This is a genomic window from Vibrio intestinalis (assembly GCF_025195085.2).
Taxonomy (GTDB): Bacteria; Pseudomonadota; Gammaproteobacteria; order Enterobacterales; family Vibrionaceae; genus Vibrio; species Vibrio intestinalis.
In genome coordinates, this window is the sequence record NZ_JANAVY020000013.1 from 40458 (window position 1) to 60819 (window position 20362).

The window sequence follows — 20362 nt, forward strand, 5'->3', positions numbered from 1 at the left end:
TATTAACTTTTGTTATTGGAATATATTAAATATCAATGAGCTTAATTATTAAAATAATCTGCTTGGTCGATATTGTAAGAGGTGATTGAAACCGTAACTTTGGTGATCTTCACAAAAAAATAGCCCATATTTTTTGAGTTGAGGTTTTAAGGTTTTTACTAGGGTTAATTGGTTAATTTATTGGGATTTATATGCTTGAGAGTCTATGTGCTACACGCTCATTAGGGCAGTTTTTGCGGACTTAGGAATAAAGTGGGAATTTTATTCATTTATATTGAATAGTGCTATTAATTGAACTTTTGAGCATGTTTTTGACTAATGTCAAAAATGCAGTGTGATCCAGATATTTTTACGCTGAGTGAAATAAAAAAGGAGCCGCAGCTCCTTTTCTGTTACAGCGATGAGTTCTATATCAATAGACCACCAAAAGCGAAGCCAAGTGCCACGGCTGAACCAATGGTTGCAACGCCAGGAATAAAGAATGGGTGGTTGAACACGTACTTACCGATACGGGTAGACCCCGTGTCGTCCATCTCTACCGCCGCAAGCAGCGTTGGGTAGGTTGGTAATACGAATAACGCACTCACAGCCGCAAAAGAAGCGACTGCAGTTAGAGGCGCAACACCAATTGCTAGGGCAGCCGGCATCAAGGCTACCGTGGTTGCACCTTGCGAGTAGAGCAGCATAGAAGCAAAGAATAGTACTAACGCTAGCATCCATGGGTAATCAGCAAGTAGTTCGCCCGCGACGTCTTTAATTGCATCTACGTGAGCATTAACGAATGTCGCGCCAAGCCATGCAACACCTAATACGCACACACAAGCTGTCATACCTGAGCGGAATGTGCTGGCAGCTGGGATTTTGTTGGCATCAATTTTAGTAAACAGAACAATTGCTGCCGCGGCCGCTAACATCACTGTCATGATCGCTTCGTTACGGCCAAGTGCAGGGTTTTCAATTAGACCGACTGATTTTGAAATCGCTGCGGCGTAGCACACCACCATGGCAATCGCAGCTAAGAAAATGAACGTGGCTGTTTTTGCTGTCGGCAAAAGTTCACGTTTCTTTTCCGAAGCCAGCTTGATCAAGCCTTGCTCTAGACGCTGCTGATAAACAGGATCGTCTTTTAGCTCGCTACCCATAAAGTTTGCAACAAACGCACCAACCATACAGGCGATAAAAGTGGTTGGGATACAAACAGCCAATAGCGTTAAGTAATCAACCCCTTTTGGCGCAAGCATCGCAGCAAACGCCACAACTGCAGCCGAAATTGGCGAAGCCGTAATGGCGATCTGTGATGCTACAACCGCAATAGACAGTGGACGCGATGGGCGCACACCTTGGCCTTTAGCGACTTCTGCAATCACAGGCAGCGTAGAAAACGCCGTATGACCTGTACCAGCCATCAAAGTCATCAAGAAGGTGACAATTGGCGCGTAAAAGGTGATGCGCTTAGGATTCTTGCGCAAAAAGTTTTCCGCCACTTGTACCAACCAATCCATACCGCCAGCAACTTGCATTGCTGCGATTGCGGTGATGACTGACATAATAATTAAAATCACGTCTACCGGAATAAACGCTTGGCTTGTTGGTACGCCTAAGCCTAGTGACAAGGCGATTACGCCCGCACCACCGGCAAAGCCGATACCAATTCCCCCGATTCGTGCCCCGATAAAAATAAAGAGCAGAACCACTAACAGCTCGACAGCTACCATAAATGACCCTCAAATTGTAATCAGCCTACTTACACGTCAAGTGTAGACTGGTCGTGATGGCTCTATATCCTTATAAGTATTTGGCGCAATGTATAGGCTGCCATCACGGTGAAGCGCAAAATATTCAGCGCTAAAAAAGGGCCCCGTTTGGGGCCCTCCTTGGTAATGTTATTCGTAACGTTTGGCTTTATACGTCGGATGCATGAAGTTTTCAACGGAAAGAATGTCATCCAGCTCTTCTTCAGTGAGTAGTCCTCGCTCAAGCACTACTTCACGTACGCTCTTACCGGTTTCCGCACAAATCTTACCTACGATGTCACCTTCGTGGTGGCCAATGTATGGGTTTAGGTAAGTAACGATACCGATAGAGTTGTATACGTAGCCTTCACACACTTCTTTGTTCACAGTGATGCCGCTAACACACTTGTCGCGTAGGTTCACACATGCGTTTGAAAGAATCGATAGTGATTCAAACATGCTTTGTGCAATCACTGGCTCCATTACGTTTAGCTGTAGCTGACCGCCTTCTGCTGCGAATGAAATTGTGTTGTCGTTACCAAGTACTTTGAAACACACTTGGTTTACAACTTCTGGCACTACTGGGTTAACTTTTGCTGGCATGATAGAAGAACCCGCTTGAAGCTCAGGTAGGTTCAATTCATTTAGGCCAGAACGAGGACCAGAAGAAAGCAGACGTAGGTCGTTACAGATCTTAGACAGTTTAACCGCTAGGCGTTTAAGCGCGCCGTGGGTCATTACGTATGCACCACAGTCAGATGTTGCTTCGATTAGGTCTTCTGCTGGTACAACTTCAAGGCCGGTTACTTCTGCAAGGTGTTTAACCGCTAAGCCTTGGTAACCTGCTGGAGCGTTTAGACCAGTACCGATTGCCGTTGCACCTAGGTTGATCTCAAGCAGTAGCTTAGACGTGTATTCAAGTGCGCGAATTTCTTCGTTAAGCGTTACCGCCCAAGCGTGGAACTCCTGACCCACAGTCATTGGCACTGCGTCTTGAAGCTGAGTACGACCCATCTTAAGAACGTCTTTGAACTCTTGGCTTTTATCTTCGAATGAGCCTTTTAGGTATTCAATCGCTTCAATCAGTTTTTGTACGCTGTTGTATACCGCAATACGGAAGCCCGTTGGGTAAGCACAGTTAGTCGATTGGCTCTTATTCACATGGTCATTTGGGTTTACTAGGTGGTATTCACCTTTTGCTTTGCCCATTAGCTCAAGGGCAAGGTTAGCGATAACCTCGTTGGTGTTCATGTTCACTGATGTACCAGCGCCGCCTTGGAACACGTCAGATGGGAACTGATCCATGCACTTGCCAGTTTCAAGCATTAAGTCACATGCTTCGATGATGTAGTTGGCTACATCTTTAGGAATTGCGCCCAACTCTTTGTTAGCAAGAGCCGCAGCTTTTTTGGTCATTACCATGCCACGTACAAATTCAGGTACGTCAGAGATAGTAACGTTAGAAATGTTGAAGTTTTCGATTGCGCGTAGAGTGTGAATGCCGTAGTACGCGTCTGCCGGAACGTGACGTTGACCTAATAGATCTTCTTCAATGCGAGTGGCTGCTTTGTTTTCAGTGGTTGTAGCCATAGGTGGATCCTTAGAGAATTATTCTGATAATAAACGTTGTTATTAGCCATTTCTGCAAGTAAGAATCCATTCGTCAGAGTGTTTGGCTGGAAAATCCGTCCTGACTTATGTGGCACATGATACTGTACTTTGCGCATAAAAATAGTAAGTGGATCACTATTTAAGTCAAAGGAATGAAAATAATTTCATCGCATGAGATAGGTGTCCGATTGCTAACGAATAATTGTTAGGCAGAGCTGTTGCCAATCGGCGTGACATTAGAGGCAGAGTGACTGATTACACAGTTGCGGCCACAATGTTTGGCTTGATATAGCGCGCTATCGGCATTGTTAAAGCTAGCTTGCCAGTCGGTTTCCATTTGCGCCACGCCAACACTGATCGTCAAAGTAAACTCAGCGGAGTGGTCAATCGCATTACTGATGCGGCTCATTAGTTGGTTTGCTTGTTCTGCGGTTGTGTGGTGTAGCAATACCGCAAACTCATCGCCACCAATGCGGGCAATTTCATCGGTTTCTCTGACTGATTGTTTGAGCTTAGCGGCAAGGTACATGATCACTTGGTCACCATAGTTGTGGCCTTTGCTGTCGTTGACTTGCTTGAAGTTATCAATGTCGATAATCGCAAGACAGCTGACTGGGTGATCTGGGTAGCGCGTGAGTAAGCGACAATGTTTGATCAGTAGTGACTCAAACTTACGCTTGTTCCAAAGCAATGTTGCTGGGTCTCGCTCTGTTAGATCTTTTAGCTGCGCAATGCGGTTGTGGTGTTCTGAGATGTCGGTAAACGAAAGCACGTAGTAGTCGCTGGTGGTTTGGCCTTTGGTTTTATTTAGAGTGCGATTGAGCGGACGAATCTCAGTCTCGCACGCCACAACCTCCATCTGTTGATTGAATAGCTCTAATACGCCTTTCCAATCGCCTTTTTCCTGTAACTGTTGTTTTATCTGTTGCCATTTACTCTGCTCTCTGAGGAAGTGGCGCAGTCGCTTACCTAACAGCTGATGGTGATTAAAATGCGTCAGCTCTAAAAAGCGCGTATTGGCACGAATAAGATTAAAGTGGCTATCGGTTAGCAATATTGCGTTACTGTTCTCGACCATTAAATCGGAGAAGGCTTGATTGAGTTGTTTGCTTTGATAGAACTCAAGCATGGCAGCAAGAGTCATCGAAAGCAGGCCAAGCACCAACCAAACGATGACTAGCTCAGGTCGAGCGATAGCCAGTTGGTTTTCTACATTGCTCGCCAATAGCGATGCTGGGTAGAGTGTGATTAAGGTGAGTCCGTCGATTTGAGCAAACAGCGGCGTTTGGATATGACGGAAGATATAGAGTCCATCGGTAGTATTGATGCTGCCAAAAGGTTTTTGACTGTCTTGAATGGCTTGCCAAAGCTCTGGTTGTTCGGTGGGAATGGCAAATTGACGGCGCGACTCAATCAGATGACCAAACAGTCTTGAGGTATCGCTACTGAGAATGTAGTAGCCCGATTGGTCGATAAAACTTACCGGTAAGCCTTGGCTGTTTTGAGTGATTTCTTGCACGACTTGCAGCACGTCGAGGTTGGCAATGAAGTAACCCATCCGCGCTTCCCCTTCTATTGGGTAGATAACGCGAAACCCCGGCTTGTAAGGTAATACGACTTTGCCAAACTCATACTCTAAGTCTAACCCTACATGGCCCGTCTGATCGCTGCGCAGACGCAGGGCGTATTGAAAGTAGTCTCGATGGGCTTTGTTTTGCAACTGATCTCTAGGCACGATGTAGGGGCTTTTTGCCGTGTGAGGGAAGTCCACTCGGATAACTTCTTGCCCATCATTATTGAGGTATCGCAGCTGATCAAAACGAGATGAGTTGAGTGAAGTGATAAACCATTGTTTCTCTAAGTAGTGCTGTAAATTGGTCTGCTCATGCAGAGCGAAATCATACAGCAGCGAAGAGTGGCCTATCTCATACAGTGTTTTATCTATTTCGGAGTAGATACGCGCAGCTCTTTCATCCACGTAGGATAGAAACTGCAAACCTTGGATTTGCAGTTGTTGTAGCTGTTCGTCTTGGGTCTTATTGCTCAAATACCAGTAATAGAGAAGAGGAATGAGTGTCAAAGCCAACCACAAAACCAGCATTTTCCGTGCAATGCGAAATACTCGTCTCATAATATGTGTGATGTTTTATATTGTTTTCTTATACCGTAGGCCAGTCTGAACCCTTTTTCAATTAACTTTGTAACATTTCTATAGGTATAAAACTTGTCGGCTTAGAGGGTTAGTTGTAGTGTGTAACTAACAAAGGAGGGCGTGTGTTTCCTATCTTATTATTACTGTTTATTTTTGTACCGATTATTGAGATTGGCCTGTTTATCCAAGTGGGCGGGTTTCTAGGCTTATGGCCAACCATTGCATTGGTTTTGATTACCGCGTTTGTCGGTGCTTCTCTGGTGCGCAGCCAAGGGCTACAAACATTGATGAGCGTGCAAACGCGCTTGCAACAGGGTGAGCTTCCAGCTCAACAGATTTTCGAAGGTGTCATGCTGGCGGTTGCAGGCGTATTGCTGCTGACTCCCGGTTTTATGACTGATGCGTTGGGTATGTTAGTACTACTGCCTATGCCGCGCGCAGCAATTGCGAAATATTTGATGAGCAAAATGGTGGTGAAATCGGTTGGTGGAAACTTCCAAGGCGGCGGTTTCTATGGTGGCGGCTTTCAAGGTGGTCAGCAAGGACCATTTGACCAAGACCCATTCCAATCGAATCCATTTGATAAAAAAGAGGATGGTAACACCTTCGAAGGTGAATACGAGCGTAAAGACGATGATGACAACGATCATCCACGCTTAAAGTAATCGGATTTTGAATAGTAAAAAGGGCGCATTGCGCCCTTTTTTGTGTTTGGAGAGTCGAGCTTACTGCGCGCCGTTAAAACCAAACTGTCGCCACGCTTCATAAGCAATAATAGCCACCGCGTTAGAAAGGTTTAAGCTGCGTGCATCTGGCATCATCGGGATGCGGATACGTTGCTCCATTGGCAGGCTTTCAATTACTTCAGCAGGTAAGCCGCGTGTCTCTGGGCCAAACAACAATACGTCACCTTGTTGGTAGCTAGGATCAACATGATGGCCTGTGGTTTTTGTGGTGCAGGCAAACAGGCGGAAATCGCCATCACGCTGTTGTAAATATTCGATAAACGCTTGGTAATTTTTATGGCGTTTCACTCGCGCAAGGTCATGATAATCCAACCCAGCACGACGAACCTTTTTCTCTTCTAAGTCAAAACCTAGCGGCTCAATCAAGTGCAAGTTTGCGCCGCAGTTAGCGCATAAACGGATAATGTTGCCGGTGTTTGGGGCGATTTCTGGTTCGTACAGTGCAATATCAAACATAGAAGCATTCTACCTATTCAAAACTGGCAAGGAGTATACCCTTAATTGAACTAAAGCGTCAGGGTGAGTCGGTATGAAAGTGTGTCGAGAGATAGGCGCTGAGGATGGCAAGGCAATCTCAGCGCCATAAAAGATGGGTGAGTACGGGAGGGTTATGCGCCTTGTGCGCGAGCAATAGAGTAGTTTTCTGCTACGGCTTCCCAGTTGACAACATTCCACCACGCATCAATGTATTCTGGACGACGGTTTTGGTAGCTGATGTAGTAAGCGTGTTCCCATACATCCAGCGCTAGAATCGGCTCACCTTGAACGGCAGCGACATCCATTTTCGGGTTGTCTTGATTGCTGGTTGAGGCAATTGCAAGTTTGCCATCTTTGACCACTAGCCAAGCAAAGCCAGAACCAAAGGTGTTGATCGCCGCTTGAGTAAATTGCTCTTGGAACGCTTCAAAGCTGCTAAAGGTGTCGACGATGGCTTGAGCAAGTGCGCCATCAGGTTGACCGCCACCGTTGGGCTTCATACAGTTCCAGTAAAGAATGTGGTTGTAGAAACCGCCACCGTTATTGCGTACCGCAGGTGAGTGGCTTGAAATGTTAGCAAAGATCTCTTCTAGGCTTTGATTTTCCAAATCCGTGCCTGCGATAGCAGCGACGAATTTATCAAAGTAAGTACGGTGGTGTTTGCTGTAATGAACTTCCATTGTTTTGGCATCGATATACGGCTCTAAAGCATCGTAACCGTAAGGTAGCTCGGGAAATACGTGCGACATAGTAATCCTCCTTATTATAAGAAGGATTACTTTAAATGATAATGAGATCGATTATCAACAATGTATTAGGTAGGGTTATTGATAGGCAGACAAAGCTCAACTCTTAATCCGCCTAATGCACTGCGTTTTGCAACGATCGTTCCGCTATGTTGACGCACCGCACTTTCGGTGATCGCCAGCCCCAAACCTGTGCCGCCGCTATGACGATCACGCGCGGTGGATACGCGGTAAAAAGGTCTGAAAATGGCGTCCAACTCTTGCTCGGGTACACCTTCGCCATTGTCATCTACGGTAATGTAGACGTGATCATTGGAAACGTTCAGCTCTACATCCACTTGGTCATGGCCATAATGAATCGCGTTACGCACGATATTATCGATGGCACTCATCAGTAATTTAGGCTGGCCTGAAATGGTGCGATCCGGAATCGGCGTAAAACTCAGTGTTTTGCCCATTTGTTCAGCTTCAAATTGTGCGTCGTTAAGGATCTCTTCCCAAAGGCTTGATAGCGGTTGAGTTTCACGCTCGGTGTGGCTGTCCACTTGCATACGTGATAGCTCTAATAGTTCACCGATCATCTGTTCGAGGCGCTGCGCTTCGGTATCGATGCGGGTTAGCTCTGGGCTTTCCCCTTGTTTGCGTGTGGCAAGTGCGGTGGCCATGCGTAAGCGAGTTAACGGCGAGCGCAGTTCGTGGGAGATATCCGATAGCAATCGTTGCTGACCAGAGATCATCTGATTAATCCCCTCGACCATTTGGTTAAAGCTCGCCCCAGCTTGTCTAAATTCACTGGTGCCTTTCTCAAGCTCAGGATCAGCGATAAATTCCCCTTTAGCGACACGTTTGGCGGCTCGCTCTAGCTTGCGTGCTGGTTGACTGAGCGCCCATGCTAGCCAAAGCAGCAGTGGAGTACTGGCAAGCATTACTGCTAACAGTAATTGCAGTGGTCTATCGAACATGCGCAGTAAGAACGGTGGCGGTTGATCCCACTTGTATGCCACATACATCAGTAAAGGTTCATTTGCGAGGGTAATCGGCACGGGGCCAGCAAGCATAAAATGGCCATACAGTTTCTGCTTAGGGCTTTCTAAAGATTCGACCGATGAGATAAGGTTTTGTAACGCGCGCTGTTTGAAGTCTCGTCTTTTGCTGGTGGTGAGAATGTTGCCATCTAAATCGCTGATGAAGTAGCGCGGTTTAGGATCGTGTGGTTTTGGGCGTAAAGATTCAATGCGACGAATGATTTGCTTAAGGCTTTTGTAGTGAGCAAACTGCTGCTCGACTCGTTGGCTGTACTTGACCATTCTATCGAGGTTTTCTGATGGAATATCTCGCGCTTTGCGCGGATCTAAATGGGGCAGCGAGAGTACCGCGATCAGCACCAACAACATGGTGAGCCAGAAAATGGCAAAGATGCGCCCATAAAGGCTAGTGATACGAGGCAGGCGCATTAATCCTCCTCTACCAACAGGTAGCCTCGGCCGCGCAAAGTTTTGATGCGCGCTTTACCATCGAGGCGCTCAGGCAGTTTTTTACGCAGGTTAGAGACATGCATATCAATCGCACGGTCAAATGCCGCTAAACGTTTACCCAGCACATCTAAGCTAAGATTTTCTTTAGTGAGCGTTTCCCCTGGGTGCTGAATAAAATGGCTGAGTAGGGCAAATTCAGTAGTGGTTAGGTCGATCAATTGTTGCTGGCAATACGCTTCTTGTTTGCCCGGATAGACGGTGATGTCTTGGTATTGTAAGCAGTCGCTAGGCTTTGCACTGGCTTTACTCTGCGTACGACGCAAAATAGCACGAATACGCGCGAGTAATTCACGGTCGCTAAAAGGTTTAGGCAGGTAATCATCCGCGCCCAGTTCAAGGCCGATAACGCGATCGATCTCTTCCCCTTTTGCCGTCAGCATTAAAACGGGAGTTTCCCAATTTTCTCGGATACGTTTTAATGTCTCCATCCCATTGAGCTTTGGCATCATCACATCAAGCAAGATCAAATCAATCTCTTGGCTTAGTGCAATAAGTCCGGCCTCGCCATCATTGGCTTCTGATACGGTAAAGCCTTCGAAGCTCAATACTTCTTTTAGTAGGCTGGTTAGCTCCGTATCGTCATCAATCAATAAAATGTGTGCCATGGCAGTGCCCTTATAAATACCTTCTAGTATTTATATTACTGATTATTTGGCGCAACCATTAGCCTAATTTTTGCTCTTTACGATTCTTTACGCTCTCTAGACGTCACTTTACATGTGGGGTCGTATTCTAAACTCAAGCGCTGCAACGGGCAGCCTGTCTACGAAACAGAAGGTATTGATTATGAAACTGACAAAGAAACTTGTATTAGCAGCAGCGATTGTTCCACTAGCACTTGGTAGCGCATCAGCTTTCGCATTTGGCGGTAAAGGCGATCATAAAGGCCCACATGGTAAATGTGGTATGGGCATGGATCGCGGCATTATGAAGCAGCTTGATTTAACCGATGCGCAAAAAGAGCAATTTAAAGAGATGCGCAAAGCAAGCAAAGAAGAGATGAAAGCCAAGTTCGAAGCAAACTTTGAAGCGCACAAAGCTGAGCGCCAAGCGCATCAAGAAAAAGTGCAGCAACTGGTTCTTGCTGACAACTTCGACCAAGCGGCGGCGAATGAGCTAGCGAAACAAATGGTTGAGAAACAAACTGAGCGTAAGGTGAAAATGCTAGAGAAGCAGCATGAAATGCTAAGCGTGCTGACTCCTGAGCAAAAAACGAAGTTTGTAGAGTTAAGTAAAGAACGTGCGAGCAAATGTGCTGAAATGCGCAAAGACCGTAACTAATTCTTTGTTTTACTAAATGACTTTACAAGGCAGCCCAAGTGGCTGCCTTGTTGCATTTGCGATTAGCTGGTTATAATTAGCGCATATTAATTATCCTACTTGATAGTAAGCGCTCAACAATGAAACATGATTATGCCAAGCTCGTGACCTTGGCCGCTTGGACTGCAACCGTAGTGGCGACACTACTGCTGATCGTAAAACTCGCTGCTTGGTGGGTCACGGGTTCTGTCAGTTTATTAGCGTCGCTGATTGATTCTTTGCTTGATATCGCCGCCTCAGTAGTGAATTTGATCGTGATTCGTTATTCACTTCAACCCGCCGATAGTGAGCATAGATTTGGTCATGGTAAAGCGGAGTCGTTAGCGGCCTTGGCGCAGGCGATGTTTATTTCTGGCTCGGCCATCTTCCTTATCCTAAATGGTGTCGAGCGCTTCTTCCGTCCACATGAACTTCAGTCACCAGAGTACGGTGTCTATGTGAGTTTGTTCGCTATCTTAGTTACCTTTGCATTAGTGCGTTTTCAAAAACAAGTGGTTGCAAAGACTGGCAGCCAAGCCATTGCTGCCGACTCACTTCATTATCAATCAGATTTATACATGAACGCGGCGATTATGCTGGCACTAGGGTTAAGTTGGCTTGGCTTTGGTGTGGCAGATGCAATATTTGCTGTAGCGATTGGCTGCTACATTTTGTATAGCGCAGCCAAGATGGTGTATGAGGCGGTGCAAACGTTACTTGACCGTCAGCTGCCGGATGAGGAAATCGAACAAATTCGCCAGATTTGTGCCAGTGTTGATGGAGTACTAGGTGTTCATCAATTGCGCACTCGTATGTCTGGACCGGTTCGTTTCATTCAATTACATCTTGAATTAGACGACCATATCCCACTTATTGAAGCTCATCGTATTTCTGATGAAGTAGAAATACGATTATTAGGCGAATTTTCTCAAGCAGACATTCTGATTCATCAAGATCCCTACTCAGTAGTGTATACCTCGGAGAAGGATCAAAAGTCTGTGGACTGGTAGCCAGTTGGAGATGGAAAAGTCAAAGTTATTGACTATCTTTTCAACGATAAAAGAAATAAACGTGATACTGATATGTATCAACAAAGTTAATTGCCAAACCTGTAATACTCTTACATAAGTAGAAAAGTTACATAATTTCGTGCAAATAAAAGTAGTATTCCTTTCAAGGAAAGGTAACATATTGCGCAATGAAAAGAATCTGGTCGGGGGCTTAACTGAAAGCCTCTAACGTAAAATTTGAAACAAGATTCCCAAAGATCGAGGGTGAGCATGATTAAGAAGATCGGTGTTTTGACAAGTGGCGGTGACGCACCTGGCATGAACGCGGCAGTACGTGGCGTAGTTCGTACCGCGCTAACTGAAGGCTTAGAAGTATTCGGTGTTTTCGATGGTTACTTAGGCCTATACGAAGACCGCATTAAGCAACTTGACCGTTCTAGCGTTTCTGATGTTATCAACAAGGGCGGTACTTTCCTTGGTTCAGCGCGCTTCCCAGAATTTAAAGAAGTTGAAGTTCGTGAAAAAGCGATCGAAAACCTGAAGAAACACGGCATTGAAGCACTGGTTGTTATCGGTGGTGACGGTTCTTACATGGGTGCTAAGAAACTGACTGAAATGGGTTACCCATGTATCGGTCTTCCAGGCACGATTGATAACGATATCGCTGGTACTGACTACACGATCGGTTACCTGACAGCACTAAACACAGTTATCGATGCAATTGACCGTCTACGTGATACTTCTTCATCTCACCAACGTATCTCTATCGTTGAAATCATGGGCCGTCACTGTGGTGATCTAACTCTAACTGCTGCAATTGCTGGTGGTTGTGAGTACATCATTACTCCTGAGACTGGTCTGGATAAAGAGAAGCTAATTGCAAATATCCAAGATGGTATTGGTAAAGGTAAGAAGCATGCAATCATCGCGCTTACTGAGCTAATGATGGATGCAAACGAGCTAGCTAAAGAGATTGAAGCGGCAACTGGTCGCGAAACTCGCGCAACAGTTCTTGGTCACATCCAACGTGGTGGTCGTCCGACTGCATTTGACCGTGTACTTGCTTCTCGCATGGGTAACTACGCTGTACATCTACTAATGGAAGGCCAAGGCGGCCGTTGTGTTGGTATTCAGAAAGAAGCGCTTGTTCACCATGATATCATCGATGCAATCGAGAACATGAAGCGTCCAGTACGTAACGACCTATACAAGGTTGCTGAAGAGTTGTTCTAATACAACGCTTTGAATTGAAAAAAACCACCTCAGCTGAGGTGGTTTTTTTATGCCAGCTTTTTAGCCCGCTATTGTCATGGTGGCTTTACTTATCGCTGATTTTACTGCGTGGCAGTTTACGGCTTTGGAATTTTTGATGCACACCACGACGCAGAGACTTGATGCGGTTCTCAGCCTTATCAACCCCTAACAATACCGTTAGAGTTAACGCGGTGATTAATACTGATTGCTGCATGTAGCCAAGGCCAATCATCATTCCTAAAGCCGCCAATACCCAAATTACCGCTGCAGAGGTCACGCCGTGAATCTTGCCATCTAAAGTCATCATCACGCCGGCGCCTAAGAAGCCGACACCGGTAATGATTTGGCCAAGTACGCGCGCTTGGTCGAGTGTATTCGGTGATAAAGACACCGCCATCGACATAAAGAAATAAGTACCGGAGATCACTAAGATCGAGGTACGGATCCCCACTGGTTTACCGCGCGTTTGTCGCTCGACACCAATAAGAATGCCGTTGATCGCGCAGCAAAGCAGGGCAACCCAGCTGAATGGGCCTAAGTCGAGTAGTTGTTCGATATTTGCTGGCATATTGACCTCCAAAAGCGCGGAGTATGCCTAGATAAGACCGACCTATCGAACAAAAGATTTTTATCTAAAGGATAAATTTAGCAACCGGTGGTTGTAAGCCTAATTGAAGGTAACGCTGTCGAGGTTGCTTCGGTGTAAAGTACGAAACATTGATCATTGATCTTGCGTTTACTCGGCGGCATGTAATGGATCATACCGTCGTCGGCATCGTTATTGCTGAAGTACCAATCTGCGCCATCATCACCCCATTGAGTATCTTCAATATTGGCCTCTAGCAGCTTACCCCATGCCTCGGAGTTTTCTGCTTTAGCATAACCGTAAACAGTGCTTACTCCTTCAACTGACTCGCTTGGCGCGCGGTCACGATTTTGAATGACTGCTTGGCCAAACAATTGATCGTTAGCCCCTTGCATCGCCCCTTGAAGTCCACGCAAAGCAGCGATGCGAGCATCAGTTTGTAGGTCAACGAATTTAGGCATCGCTGTCACAGCCAGAATCCCAAGCACAACAATAACTACGACCAATTCAATGAGCGTAAAACCTTTAATCTTTTTCATTATTCTAAGTGTAAATCCAGTGGAGTTTTACTCGTGCGGCCGCCAATCTCACGGGTTAGCTTCGGCACAAGATAGCCAGAAACTCGAGCCATTACGCCAGCCATTATCGCTTTGGCTTGTTGATCTGAAATAAAGAAGTGCGCCGCGCCTTGTACTTTATCCAGTACATGAATGTAGTAAGGCATGACCCCTGCATCAAACAGCGCTTCACTTAGGTTAACTTGTGTCTCGACACTGTCGTTAACGCCTTTGAGCATGACACCTTGGTTGAGGAGAGTAACACCAAGGGTCTTTAACTTATGTAGCGCAGCTCTCAATTCATCATTGATTTCGTTGGCGTGATTGATGTGAGTAACAAGAATAACTTGTAGGCGTGTTTCCGCTAGCATAGAACATAGCTGATCCGTCACGCGATCGGGGATGACCACCGGAAGGCGTGAGTGAATGCGCAGGCGCTTAACGTGAGGAACGGCTGCAATACCATCAATTAGCCATTGCAGTTCATCATCTTTAGCCATAAGAGGATCGCCGCCAGATAAAATGATCTCGTTTAGCTCAGGGTGCTGGGCGATGTAATCAAGACTTTGCTGCCATACCTGCTTGCTGCCTTTGTTGTCCTGATAAGGGAAATGGCGACGGAAGCAGTAGCGGCAATTTATCGCGCAGCCACCTTTCACTATCATCAGTGCTCGGTTGTGATATTTGTGCAGCAAACCGGGAATATCGTTGTTCTGCTCATCGAGCGGATCGGTTGAATAGCCCGGTTCTAGCAAAAATTCTTCCGATAACGGTAAAACCTGACGCAAAAGAGGGTCATAGGGATTGCCTTTTTCCATTCTATCGACAAAACTTTGCGGCACACGCTGTGCAAATAGCCGACGAGCTTTGAATCCAAGTTGCCAAGGTGCAGGATCAATCTGCAAATGTTCAAGCAACTTAGCTGGATCAGAGATCCCATTCGCTAGCTGTTTGAGCCAGTTTTGCTCAACAGATTCGATATTTCGGGTTATGATGTGCGGCATTGAATTTAGCTCTAAGAATGTAAGAGGACAAAATGGCTACTGTTAGCACCAATGAATTTAAAGGCGGTCTTAAACTAATGCTTGATAGCGAGCCTTGCGTTATCCTGGAAAACGAATACGTAAAACCAGGTAAAGGCCAAGCGTTCAACCGCGTTAAAATTCGTAAACTTCTTTCTGGTAAAGTGCTAGAGAAAACCTTTAAGTCTGGTGAAACTTGTGAAGTTGCAGACGTAATGGATATCGACCTAGATTATCTATATAACGACGGCGAATTCTACCACTTTATGAACAACGAAACATTCGAGCAGATCGCAGCAGATACAAAAGCGGTTGGCGAGAACGCTAAGTGGTTAGTAGAAAACAACACTTGTATGCTTACTCTATGGAACGGTAACCCAATCGCAGTTACTCCACCAAACTTCGTAGAGCTAGAAGTAACAGAAACAGACCCAGGCCTAAAAGGTGATACTCAAGGTACTGGCGGTAAACCAGCAACACTAACTACTGGTGCTGTTGTTCGCGTACCACTATTTATCGCAATCGGCGAAGTGATCAAAGTAGACACTCGTTCTGGCGAATACGTAGGTCGCGTTAAGTAAGCGTTACTTGCTTAAACTTATAAAAAGGTCACTTCGGTGGCCTTTTTTAGTTTTTGCGGAGTAATCATTGATGTGACACAATTTTCAAATAGAGATATGTTACTAAACTTACAAAATGAAACAGACACTACAAATATGGCTTGATGCCGCTCGACCTAAAACTTTGCCACTGGCACTGGTCTCTATATTGACTGGTAGTGTGCTGGCGTTTTCGACTCATAAATTCTCGGCATCCGTTGCAGTATTGGCTTTTGTCACCGCGACGCTATTACAAATTCTCTCTAACCTTGCTAATGACTATGGCGATGCGGTCAAAGGCACAGACAACGATAAACGTCTTGGCCCAACGCGTGCGATCCAATCCGGTTCTGTCTCTCTTAAAACCATGAAGCAGGCGATCATCGTCAATGTTATCTTCACGGCGATTTCTGGTTTAACCTTGGTGCTGCATTCTCTCAATAGTATGGAAAGCATCTTGGCTTTTCTTGGCTTAGGTGTACTGGCCATCGCGGCGGCCATTGCTTATACCGTAGGTAATAAACCTTATGGCTATGTTGGCCTTGGTGATATTTCGGTATTTATCTTCTTTGGTTTACTTGGCGTAGCAGGGACATACTTTTTGCACACTGGCATTGTTGATTTGTCGCTCGTTTTACCCGCGGTGGGCTGTGGGCTATTGGCGGTTGCGGTGCTGAACATTAATAATATGCGCGATATTGAAAACGATGAGCAATGCGGTAAACGCACCGTGGCGGTTCGTTTAGGGCAAAAGCGCGCTAAGCATTATCACTTTGTTTTGCTAGCCGGTGCCGTGGTCGCGTTCATCGTTTATTTGATGCTACAACCGACACCAGTTTGGGTCACATTGCCATTCTTATTAAGTGCCCTAGTGGTGTTTAAACACGGTAAGGAAGTGTGGCTGGCCGAAAAACCCGCGCATATTGCTCCAATGATGCCGGTTATTGTGAAATGTTCTTTGGTGACTAACCTATTGTTTGCTGGAGTTGTTATAGCTCAAACTCTGGTGAGATGATCACCGTTTGTCATTGCAATGACTTACTGACTGGATATACTCGATTAATAGACCAATGCTATGAGACGAAATGCTATGGAATACAATACTTCAGCTTTGTGTGATATCTACTTAGATCAAGTAGACGTAGTAGAACCTATGTTCAGCAACTTTGGCGGCAGCGCTTCGTTTGCTGGTCAGGTAACCACGGTGAAATGTTTTGAAGACAACGGCATTATCCGTGATGTTTTAGAGCAAGATGGTGTTGGTCGAGTACTATTGGTTGACGGTGGCGGCTCATTACGTCGCGCGCTGATTGATGCCGAGATTGCGACTCTCGCTGAAGAGAATGAGTGGGAAGGCATTGTGGTATACGGCTGCGTGCGTGAAGTCGACGAGTTGGAAGACATGAGCATTGGTATTCAAGCGCTCGCTTCTATTCCTGTTGGCGCAACCAACAAAGGTGAGGGTGAAACCGACATCCCAGTTAACTTTGGTGGTGTGACCTTCTTACCAGAAGATTATCTCTATGCCGACAATACCGGCATTATCCTTTCTCAAGAGCCTCTGAATGTCGATTTGGAACTTGATGAAGAAGAGCAAGAGCTTTAAAGCTTAACCTGATATAACAAACGCCAGCAGATGCTGGCGTTTTTTGTTTAAGCAGAGCGGGGGAGGTGTTCTTCACGTAAACGTAGTGTGTACACGTAACCTAAGATGCCGCCAAGAATATTACCTACCGCGATACCGACAAAAATCCCTTCAATCTGATACAGCTCTCCACCCACCCAAGCCAGCGGCAAGGTAAAGAAGAACAATCTTGCTGCGCTCCAGCGGAAAGCCCGCATGGGCTCATGCAGCGCATTCAAACCAGAGACAAGCATCATCATGATGCCTTGGAACCCGTAACTGAATGGCACGACCAATAAGTAGTGCCACAGCATATCTTGCACGGCTTGCTCTTGAGAGAAGAGTGCAGCAAGTGGAATGCTCAGTGGCACCATCATAATAAAAATCATGAACTGAAACACAATTGAAAAACGCATCCCAAGGAACATGCCTGCGAAGCTACGCTCGGGGTTATTCGCGCCAAAGTTTTGCGCCATGAAAGGGGTCAGTGCAGATGTTAGTGACATAAGCACTAGCATCAAAATTGATTCGATGCGTTGTGCTGCGCCATAAGCTGCAACGGCCACGGTGCCATGCTGAGAAAGTATGATCATTAGCAGCGCGCCAGAAAGTGGCGACATCGCGCTAGAGAGTGCTGCAGGCGTACCGATTTTTAGGATGTTTTTCCAATCTTGCACCATGAAAGGCACTTTTGGCCAGGTGAGGAGCTTTTCGCGCTTAATCAAAACATACAGTGAGCCACACAAAGCGCCTAGCCAGCTAAACGCACTGGCAATCGCTGCACCTTGAATACCAAGCTCAGGGAAAGGGCCATACCCAAAGATCAGCAGTGGATCGAGAAGGCCATTAATCAAACCTGCTGTCATCATGATTTTCGCTGGGGTTTTCGTATCGCCTGTTGCGCGAATTGCGGCGTTACCTGCCATTGGCAGTACAAGCAAAGGAATCGCCATATACCAAACAGCCATGTATTGCTCGATCATCGGAATCAAGTTTTGCTCTGCGCCAAGCAATAAAAACAAAGGCTCGATGGTAAACAAGCCTAATGTTGAGGCGAGTGCCACTAAGATGACAGCAAGGATAAGGCCATGTGTTGATAAGCGCGCAGCATCTTGTGATTGGCCTTTACCCAATAGACGACCAATATTGGTTGAAAGACCCATACCGATGCCCATGGTGATGCAGTTAACCCCGAAGGTAACAGGGAAGGTGTAGCTGACGGCGGCAAGGGCATCTGTACCAAGCAGAGAGATAAAGAAGGTATCCACCAAGTTAAACATCAAGATTGCAATAAGCCCAACCGTCATCGGGATGGTCATCTGGCGCAATACTTGAGGAATAGGGCCATTGAGTAGGCCGTGTTTATCTTGCATAACACTATCAAGTTGATGGAAAAGGCTAGAGTACTTGATTACGGATGGATGGGGTAGTGATTGACGATTTTTGGCGAACAAATTATAGCGGCAACAAAAAAGGCCAGCCGAAGCTGACCTTTAAAAATGTTTTCAACTAAGTTGAAAATTAAGCTTTTGCTTTAGCTGCTGCTTTAGCGATAGCTGCGAAACCAGCTGCGTTAAGAGCTGCACCGCCAACTAGAGCACCATCGATGTCTGGTTGTGCGAAGTAAGCTTCTGCGTTTTCTGGCTTAACAGAACCACCGTATTGGATGATTACTTGCTCAGCTACTGCTGCGTCTTTCTCTGCGATCATTGCACGGATAGATGCGTGGATGCGCTGTGCATCTTCAGCTGTTGCTGCTTTACCAGTACCGATAGCCCAGATTGGTTCGTAAGCGATGATTGCGCCGTTTAGAGCTTCAACACCGTAAGCGTCGATAACTGCATTGATTTGACGTGCACATACTGCTTCAGTTTCGCCAGCTTCGTTTTGAGCTTCTGATTCACCGATACAGAAAACTGGCTTCAGGCCGTTCTCTTGTAGGAATTTGAATTTCTTAGCAACGAATTCGTCAGACTCAGCGTGGTATTCACGACGCTCAGAGTGACCGATGATGATGTGAGTAGCACCGAAGTCTTTCAGCATTTCTGGAGACATATCGCCAGTGAATGCACCGCTGTTGTTTAGGTCAGTGTTTTGAGCACCAAGGATGATCTTGTTGCCGCCTTCTGCGATTAGACGCTCAGCTAGGTCGATGTATAGAGCCGGTGGAGCTACTGCTACGTCTACACCTTCAACGCCTTCAAGTTCAGCATTAAGACCAGTTAGCAGCTCTTTAACCATTTCTTTGCTGCCATTAAGTTTCCAGTTACCCATCACTACAGGACGACGCATAGGAATATCTCCGTATTATTTAAATTAAAGCGTTAATGTAAAAAATCTACGTAGGAATATAACAGAATAAATCCAGCAGATCATGACCCGAATCATTTCTTGATCGAATCTCAATCAATGGTCGGAGCAATTTACTAAACAAAGGCCGATAAAGAGAGGATCAGTGATCTGACAAACAGAATAATAGTATGAGACTCGGAATCTGACGGTGAAATTGGTAATACTGTGGGCTCTATCAGCTATTGAGCAAGGAATCGCATGCCAAACTTAGTAATGGAATACTCGAATTCGGTCGATGAGCGCGTCAATGTACAAGGCCTACTGGAAGATCTACATCATGTCGCATTACAATCGGGTTTGTTTGATGTTGCTTCGGTAAAATCGCGAGCGACGCGTTACCATGATTGGCTAATCGGTGAAGAGGCCAATAGTGTTGATTTTATTCATATCACTTTTGAGCTATTGAGTGGCCGAACTCAAGAGCAAAAGCGCGAGCTTTCCCGCCAGTTAATGAACATACTGCAAGAGCAGGCGAGTCATATTCGAAGTTTGACCGTCAATGTCCGTGATATGGATATAGATTGTTTTCAAAAAGTGGTGAATTGAACCACGTTATTTTTTAGGTAAGAGAAATGTCGATTAAAGAACTGCTGTTTTCTTTTCAGGGTCGTATTGGCCGAAAAGTGTTTTGGATTTGGAATGCTGTTTACTACCTTATGATCGTCGGCTTTGCCGTAGGCATGAATACTTTGTTTCCAGCTCAAGCGCATCTGATTTTGCCGGTATTTCTCATTTTTGTCCTGATTCCTGATTTAGCGATTACGGCAAAACGTTGGCATGACCGTGGTAAATCAAGCTGGTGGCTATTAATGAACTTGCCGCTAGTGATTGGCCGCATGACAGTACCTGTCGGTGAATCTGCAGCAGCAGGCCCTGCGAGCACTTTACAAATGGTGAGCTCACTTGCTGCATTAGTCTGTGGGGCATGGATTTTGGTGGAGTGTGGCTTCTTAAAAGGTCAGTCAGGTGATAACCAATATGGCGCAGAGCCTAAATAAGCCAACTCACTAACCTACAAAGTAAAAACCAGAGTCTATGCTCTGGTTTTTGTTTATCTAG

General features: G+C 45.8%; 21 protein-coding genes. 9 read left to right on the top strand and 12 right to left on the bottom strand.

Going from position 1 to position 20362, the window contains the following annotated elements; all coding sequences use genetic code 11:
- Positions 1 to 407 precede the first annotated feature (407 nt).
- The 3 genes from MU515_RS15155 to MU515_RS15165 all read right to left on the bottom strand — a co-directional run bounded on the left by MU515_RS15155 (position 408) and on the right by MU515_RS15165 (position 5430).
- Complete coding sequence (locus MU515_RS15155; protein ID WP_260261259.1) at positions 408 to 1715, bottom strand: anaerobic C4-dicarboxylate transporter; 1308 nt, start codon at positions 1713 to 1715, stop codon at positions 408 to 410.
- Positions 1716 to 1883: 168 nt separating this feature from the next.
- Positions 1884 to 3323 (bottom strand): aspartate ammonia-lyase, encoded by a 1440-nt coding sequence (gene aspA / locus MU515_RS15160; protein ID WP_260261260.1) that lies wholly within the window; start codon positions 3321 to 3323, stop codon positions 1884 to 1886.
- 226 nt (positions 3324 to 3549) lie between these two features.
- On the bottom strand, positions 3550 to 5430 hold the full coding sequence (locus MU515_RS15165; RefSeq protein WP_260261261.1) for a sensor domain-containing diguanylate cyclase: 1881 nt from the start codon (positions 5428 to 5430) through the stop codon (positions 3550 to 3552).
- Positions 5431 to 5618: 188 nt separating this feature from the next.
- On the opposite strand from MU515_RS15165, the gene MU515_RS15170 reads away from it, so the two are divergent.
- The gene (locus tag MU515_RS15170; protein ID WP_260261262.1) at positions 5619 to 6161 is read left to right on the top strand and encodes an FxsA family protein; all 543 of its coding nucleotides are present in this window, start codon (positions 5619 to 5621) and stop codon (positions 6159 to 6161) included.
- Between the two features lie 60 nt (positions 6162 to 6221).
- On the opposite strand, the gene trmL is transcribed toward MU515_RS15170, so the two are convergent.
- From trmL to MU515_RS15190, 4 genes are all read right to left on the bottom strand, one after another.
- Positions 6222 to 6698 carry a tRNA (uridine(34)/cytosine(34)/5-carboxymethylaminomethyluridine(34)-2'-O)-methyltransferase TrmL gene (gene trmL, locus MU515_RS15175; protein ID WP_260261263.1) on the bottom strand — a complete coding sequence of 159 codons (477 nt, stop codon included), beginning with the start codon at positions 6696 to 6698 and terminating at the stop codon, positions 6222 to 6224.
- 152 nt (positions 6699 to 6850) lie between these two features.
- Positions 6851 to 7468 carry a superoxide dismutase gene (locus tag MU515_RS15180; RefSeq protein ID WP_260261264.1) on the bottom strand — a complete coding sequence of 206 codons (618 nt, stop codon included), beginning with the start codon at positions 7466 to 7468 and terminating at the stop codon, positions 6851 to 6853.
- Between the two features lie 65 nt (positions 7469 to 7533).
- Positions 7534 to 8919, bottom strand: a complete 1386-nt coding sequence (gene cpxA / locus MU515_RS15185) for an envelope stress sensor histidine kinase CpxA (protein ID WP_260261265.1) — start codon at positions 8917 to 8919, stop codon at positions 7534 to 7536.
- Entirely contained in the window at positions 8919 to 9605 is a 687-nt protein-coding gene (locus MU515_RS15190) for a response regulator (RefSeq protein ID WP_260261266.1), read from the bottom strand. Before MU515_RS15190 ends, cpxA begins: the two co-directional genes overlap by 1 nt.
- A gap of 181 nt (positions 9606 to 9786) precedes the next feature.
- On the opposite strand from MU515_RS15190, the gene MU515_RS15195 reads away from it, so the two are divergent.
- The 3 genes from MU515_RS15195 to pfkA all read left to right on the top strand — a co-directional run bounded on the left by MU515_RS15195 (position 9787) and on the right by pfkA (position 12542).
- A complete protein-coding gene (locus MU515_RS15195; protein WP_260261267.1) occupies positions 9787 to 10281 on the top strand; it encodes a CpxP family protein in 495 nt (164 codons plus the stop codon).
- Between the two features lie 119 nt (positions 10282 to 10400).
- Positions 10401 to 11309 (top strand): CDF family cation-efflux transporter FieF, encoded by a 909-nt coding sequence (fieF, locus tag MU515_RS15200; RefSeq protein WP_260261268.1) that lies wholly within the window; start codon positions 10401 to 10403, stop codon positions 11307 to 11309.
- A 270-nt stretch (positions 11310 to 11579) separates the two neighbouring features.
- Positions 11580 to 12542, top strand: coding sequence for a 6-phosphofructokinase (pfkA, locus tag MU515_RS15205; protein WP_260261269.1), 963 nt, complete (start codon positions 11580 to 11582; stop codon positions 12540 to 12542).
- Positions 12543 to 12627: 85 nt separating this feature from the next.
- On the opposite strand, the gene MU515_RS15210 is transcribed toward pfkA, so the two are convergent.
- The 3 genes from MU515_RS15210 to epmB form a co-directional block, all read right to left on the bottom strand.
- Positions 12628 to 13131: an MgtC/SapB family protein gene (locus tag MU515_RS15210; RefSeq protein WP_260261270.1), complete on the bottom strand. Its 504-nt coding sequence runs from the start codon at positions 13129 to 13131 to the stop codon at positions 12628 to 12630.
- A 77-nt stretch (positions 13132 to 13208) separates the two neighbouring features.
- Positions 13209 to 13688, bottom strand: a complete 480-nt coding sequence (locus MU515_RS15215) for a prepilin-type N-terminal cleavage/methylation domain-containing protein (protein WP_260261271.1) — start codon at positions 13686 to 13688, stop codon at positions 13209 to 13211.
- Positions 13688 to 14710 (bottom strand): EF-P beta-lysylation protein EpmB, encoded by a 1023-nt coding sequence (gene epmB, locus MU515_RS15220; RefSeq protein ID WP_260261272.1) that lies wholly within the window; start codon positions 14708 to 14710, stop codon positions 13688 to 13690. Before epmB ends, MU515_RS15215 begins: the two co-directional genes overlap by 1 nt.
- A gap of 32 nt (positions 14711 to 14742) precedes the next feature.
- Between epmB and efp the strand changes: the two genes are divergently transcribed.
- The 3 genes from efp (at position 14743) to rraA (ending at position 16933) form a co-directional block, all read left to right on the top strand.
- Entirely contained in the window at positions 14743 to 15309 is a 567-nt protein-coding gene (gene efp, locus MU515_RS15225; RefSeq protein ID WP_260261273.1) for an elongation factor P, read from the top strand.
- Positions 15310 to 15424: 115 nt separating this feature from the next.
- Positions 15425 to 16342, top strand: coding sequence for a 1,4-dihydroxy-2-naphthoate polyprenyltransferase (locus MU515_RS15230; protein WP_260261274.1), 918 nt, complete (start codon positions 15425 to 15427; stop codon positions 16340 to 16342).
- A gap of 75 nt (positions 16343 to 16417) precedes the next feature.
- The gene (rraA, locus tag MU515_RS15235; RefSeq protein ID WP_260261276.1) at positions 16418 to 16933 is read left to right on the top strand and encodes a ribonuclease E activity regulator RraA; all 516 of its coding nucleotides are present in this window, start codon (positions 16418 to 16420) and stop codon (positions 16931 to 16933) included.
- 47 nt (positions 16934 to 16980) lie between these two features.
- Here the strand turns inward: rraA and MU515_RS15240 are convergent, their stop codons facing one another.
- Positions 16981 to 18324 (bottom strand): MATE family efflux transporter, encoded by a 1344-nt coding sequence (locus MU515_RS15240; protein ID WP_260261277.1) that lies wholly within the window; start codon positions 18322 to 18324, stop codon positions 16981 to 16983.
- A 148-nt stretch (positions 18325 to 18472) separates the two neighbouring features.
- Positions 18473 to 19243: a triose-phosphate isomerase gene (gene tpiA / locus MU515_RS15245; RefSeq protein ID WP_260261278.1), complete on the bottom strand. Its 771-nt coding sequence runs from the start codon at positions 19241 to 19243 to the stop codon at positions 18473 to 18475.
- A gap of 258 nt (positions 19244 to 19501) precedes the next feature.
- On the opposite strand from tpiA, the gene MU515_RS15250 reads away from it, so the two are divergent.
- Both MU515_RS15250 and MU515_RS15255 read left to right on the top strand, forming a co-directional pair.
- Positions 19502 to 19849, top strand: coding sequence for a 5-carboxymethyl-2-hydroxymuconate Delta-isomerase (locus tag MU515_RS15250; protein ID WP_260261279.1), 348 nt, complete (start codon positions 19502 to 19504; stop codon positions 19847 to 19849).
- Positions 19850 to 19875: 26 nt separating this feature from the next.
- Complete coding sequence (locus MU515_RS15255) at positions 19876 to 20301, top strand: DUF805 domain-containing protein (protein ID WP_260261280.1); 426 nt, start codon at positions 19876 to 19878, stop codon at positions 20299 to 20301.
- Positions 20302 to 20362: the final 61 nt, after the last annotated feature.

Excerpts from the sequence above, each read along its gene's own strand:
- epmB (WP_260261272.1), bottom strand. The coding sequence starts at position 14,710 with ATGCCGCACATCATAACCCGAAATATCGAATCTGTTGAGCAAAACTGG.
- MU515_RS15155 (WP_260261259.1), bottom strand. The coding sequence starts at position 1,715 with ATGGTAGCTGTCGAGCTGTTAGTGGTTCTGCTCTTTATTTTTATCGGG.
- MU515_RS15210 (WP_260261270.1), bottom strand. The coding sequence starts at position 13,131 with ATGCCAGCAAATATCGAACAACTACTCGACTTAGGCCCATTCAGCTGG.
- rraA (WP_260261276.1), top strand. The coding sequence starts at position 16,418 with ATGGAATACAATACTTCAGCTTTGTGTGATATCTACTTAGATCAAGTA.
- aspA (WP_260261260.1), bottom strand. The coding sequence starts at position 3,323 with ATGGCTACAACCACTGAAAACAAAGCAGCCACTCGCATTGAAGAAGAT.
- MU515_RS15240 (WP_260261277.1), bottom strand. The coding sequence starts at position 18,324 with ATGCAAGATAAACACGGCCTACTCAATGGCCCTATTCCTCAAGTATTG.
- MU515_RS15250 (WP_260261279.1), top strand. The coding sequence starts at position 19,502 with ATGCCAAACTTAGTAATGGAATACTCGAATTCGGTCGATGAGCGCGTC.
- efp (WP_260261273.1), top strand. The coding sequence starts at position 14,743 with ATGGCTACTGTTAGCACCAATGAATTTAAAGGCGGTCTTAAACTAATG.
- MU515_RS15195 (WP_260261267.1), top strand. The coding sequence starts at position 9,787 with ATGAAACTGACAAAGAAACTTGTATTAGCAGCAGCGATTGTTCCACTA.
- MU515_RS15255 (WP_260261280.1), top strand. The coding sequence starts at position 19,876 with ATGTCGATTAAAGAACTGCTGTTTTCTTTTCAGGGTCGTATTGGCCGA.
- MU515_RS15215 (WP_260261271.1), bottom strand. The coding sequence starts at position 13,688 with ATGAAAAAGATTAAAGGTTTTACGCTCATTGAATTGGTCGTAGTTATT.
- MU515_RS15230 (WP_260261274.1), top strand. The coding sequence starts at position 15,425 with ATGAAACAGACACTACAAATATGGCTTGATGCCGCTCGACCTAAAACT.
- MU515_RS15180 (WP_260261264.1), bottom strand. The coding sequence starts at position 7,468 with ATGTCGCACGTATTTCCCGAGCTACCTTACGGTTACGATGCTTTAGAG.
- tpiA (WP_260261278.1), bottom strand. The coding sequence starts at position 19,243 with ATGCGTCGTCCTGTAGTGATGGGTAACTGGAAACTTAATGGCAGCAAA.
- MU515_RS15190 (WP_260261266.1), bottom strand. The coding sequence starts at position 9,605 with ATGGCACACATTTTATTGATTGATGACGATACGGAGCTAACCAGCCTA.
- fieF (WP_260261268.1), top strand. The coding sequence starts at position 10,401 with ATGAAACATGATTATGCCAAGCTCGTGACCTTGGCCGCTTGGACTGCA.
- pfkA (WP_260261269.1), top strand. The coding sequence starts at position 11,580 with ATGATTAAGAAGATCGGTGTTTTGACAAGTGGCGGTGACGCACCTGGC.
- trmL (WP_260261263.1), bottom strand. The coding sequence starts at position 6,698 with ATGTTTGATATTGCACTGTACGAACCAGAAATCGCCCCAAACACCGGC.
- cpxA (WP_260261265.1), bottom strand. The coding sequence starts at position 8,919 with ATGCGCCTGCCTCGTATCACTAGCCTTTATGGGCGCATCTTTGCCATT.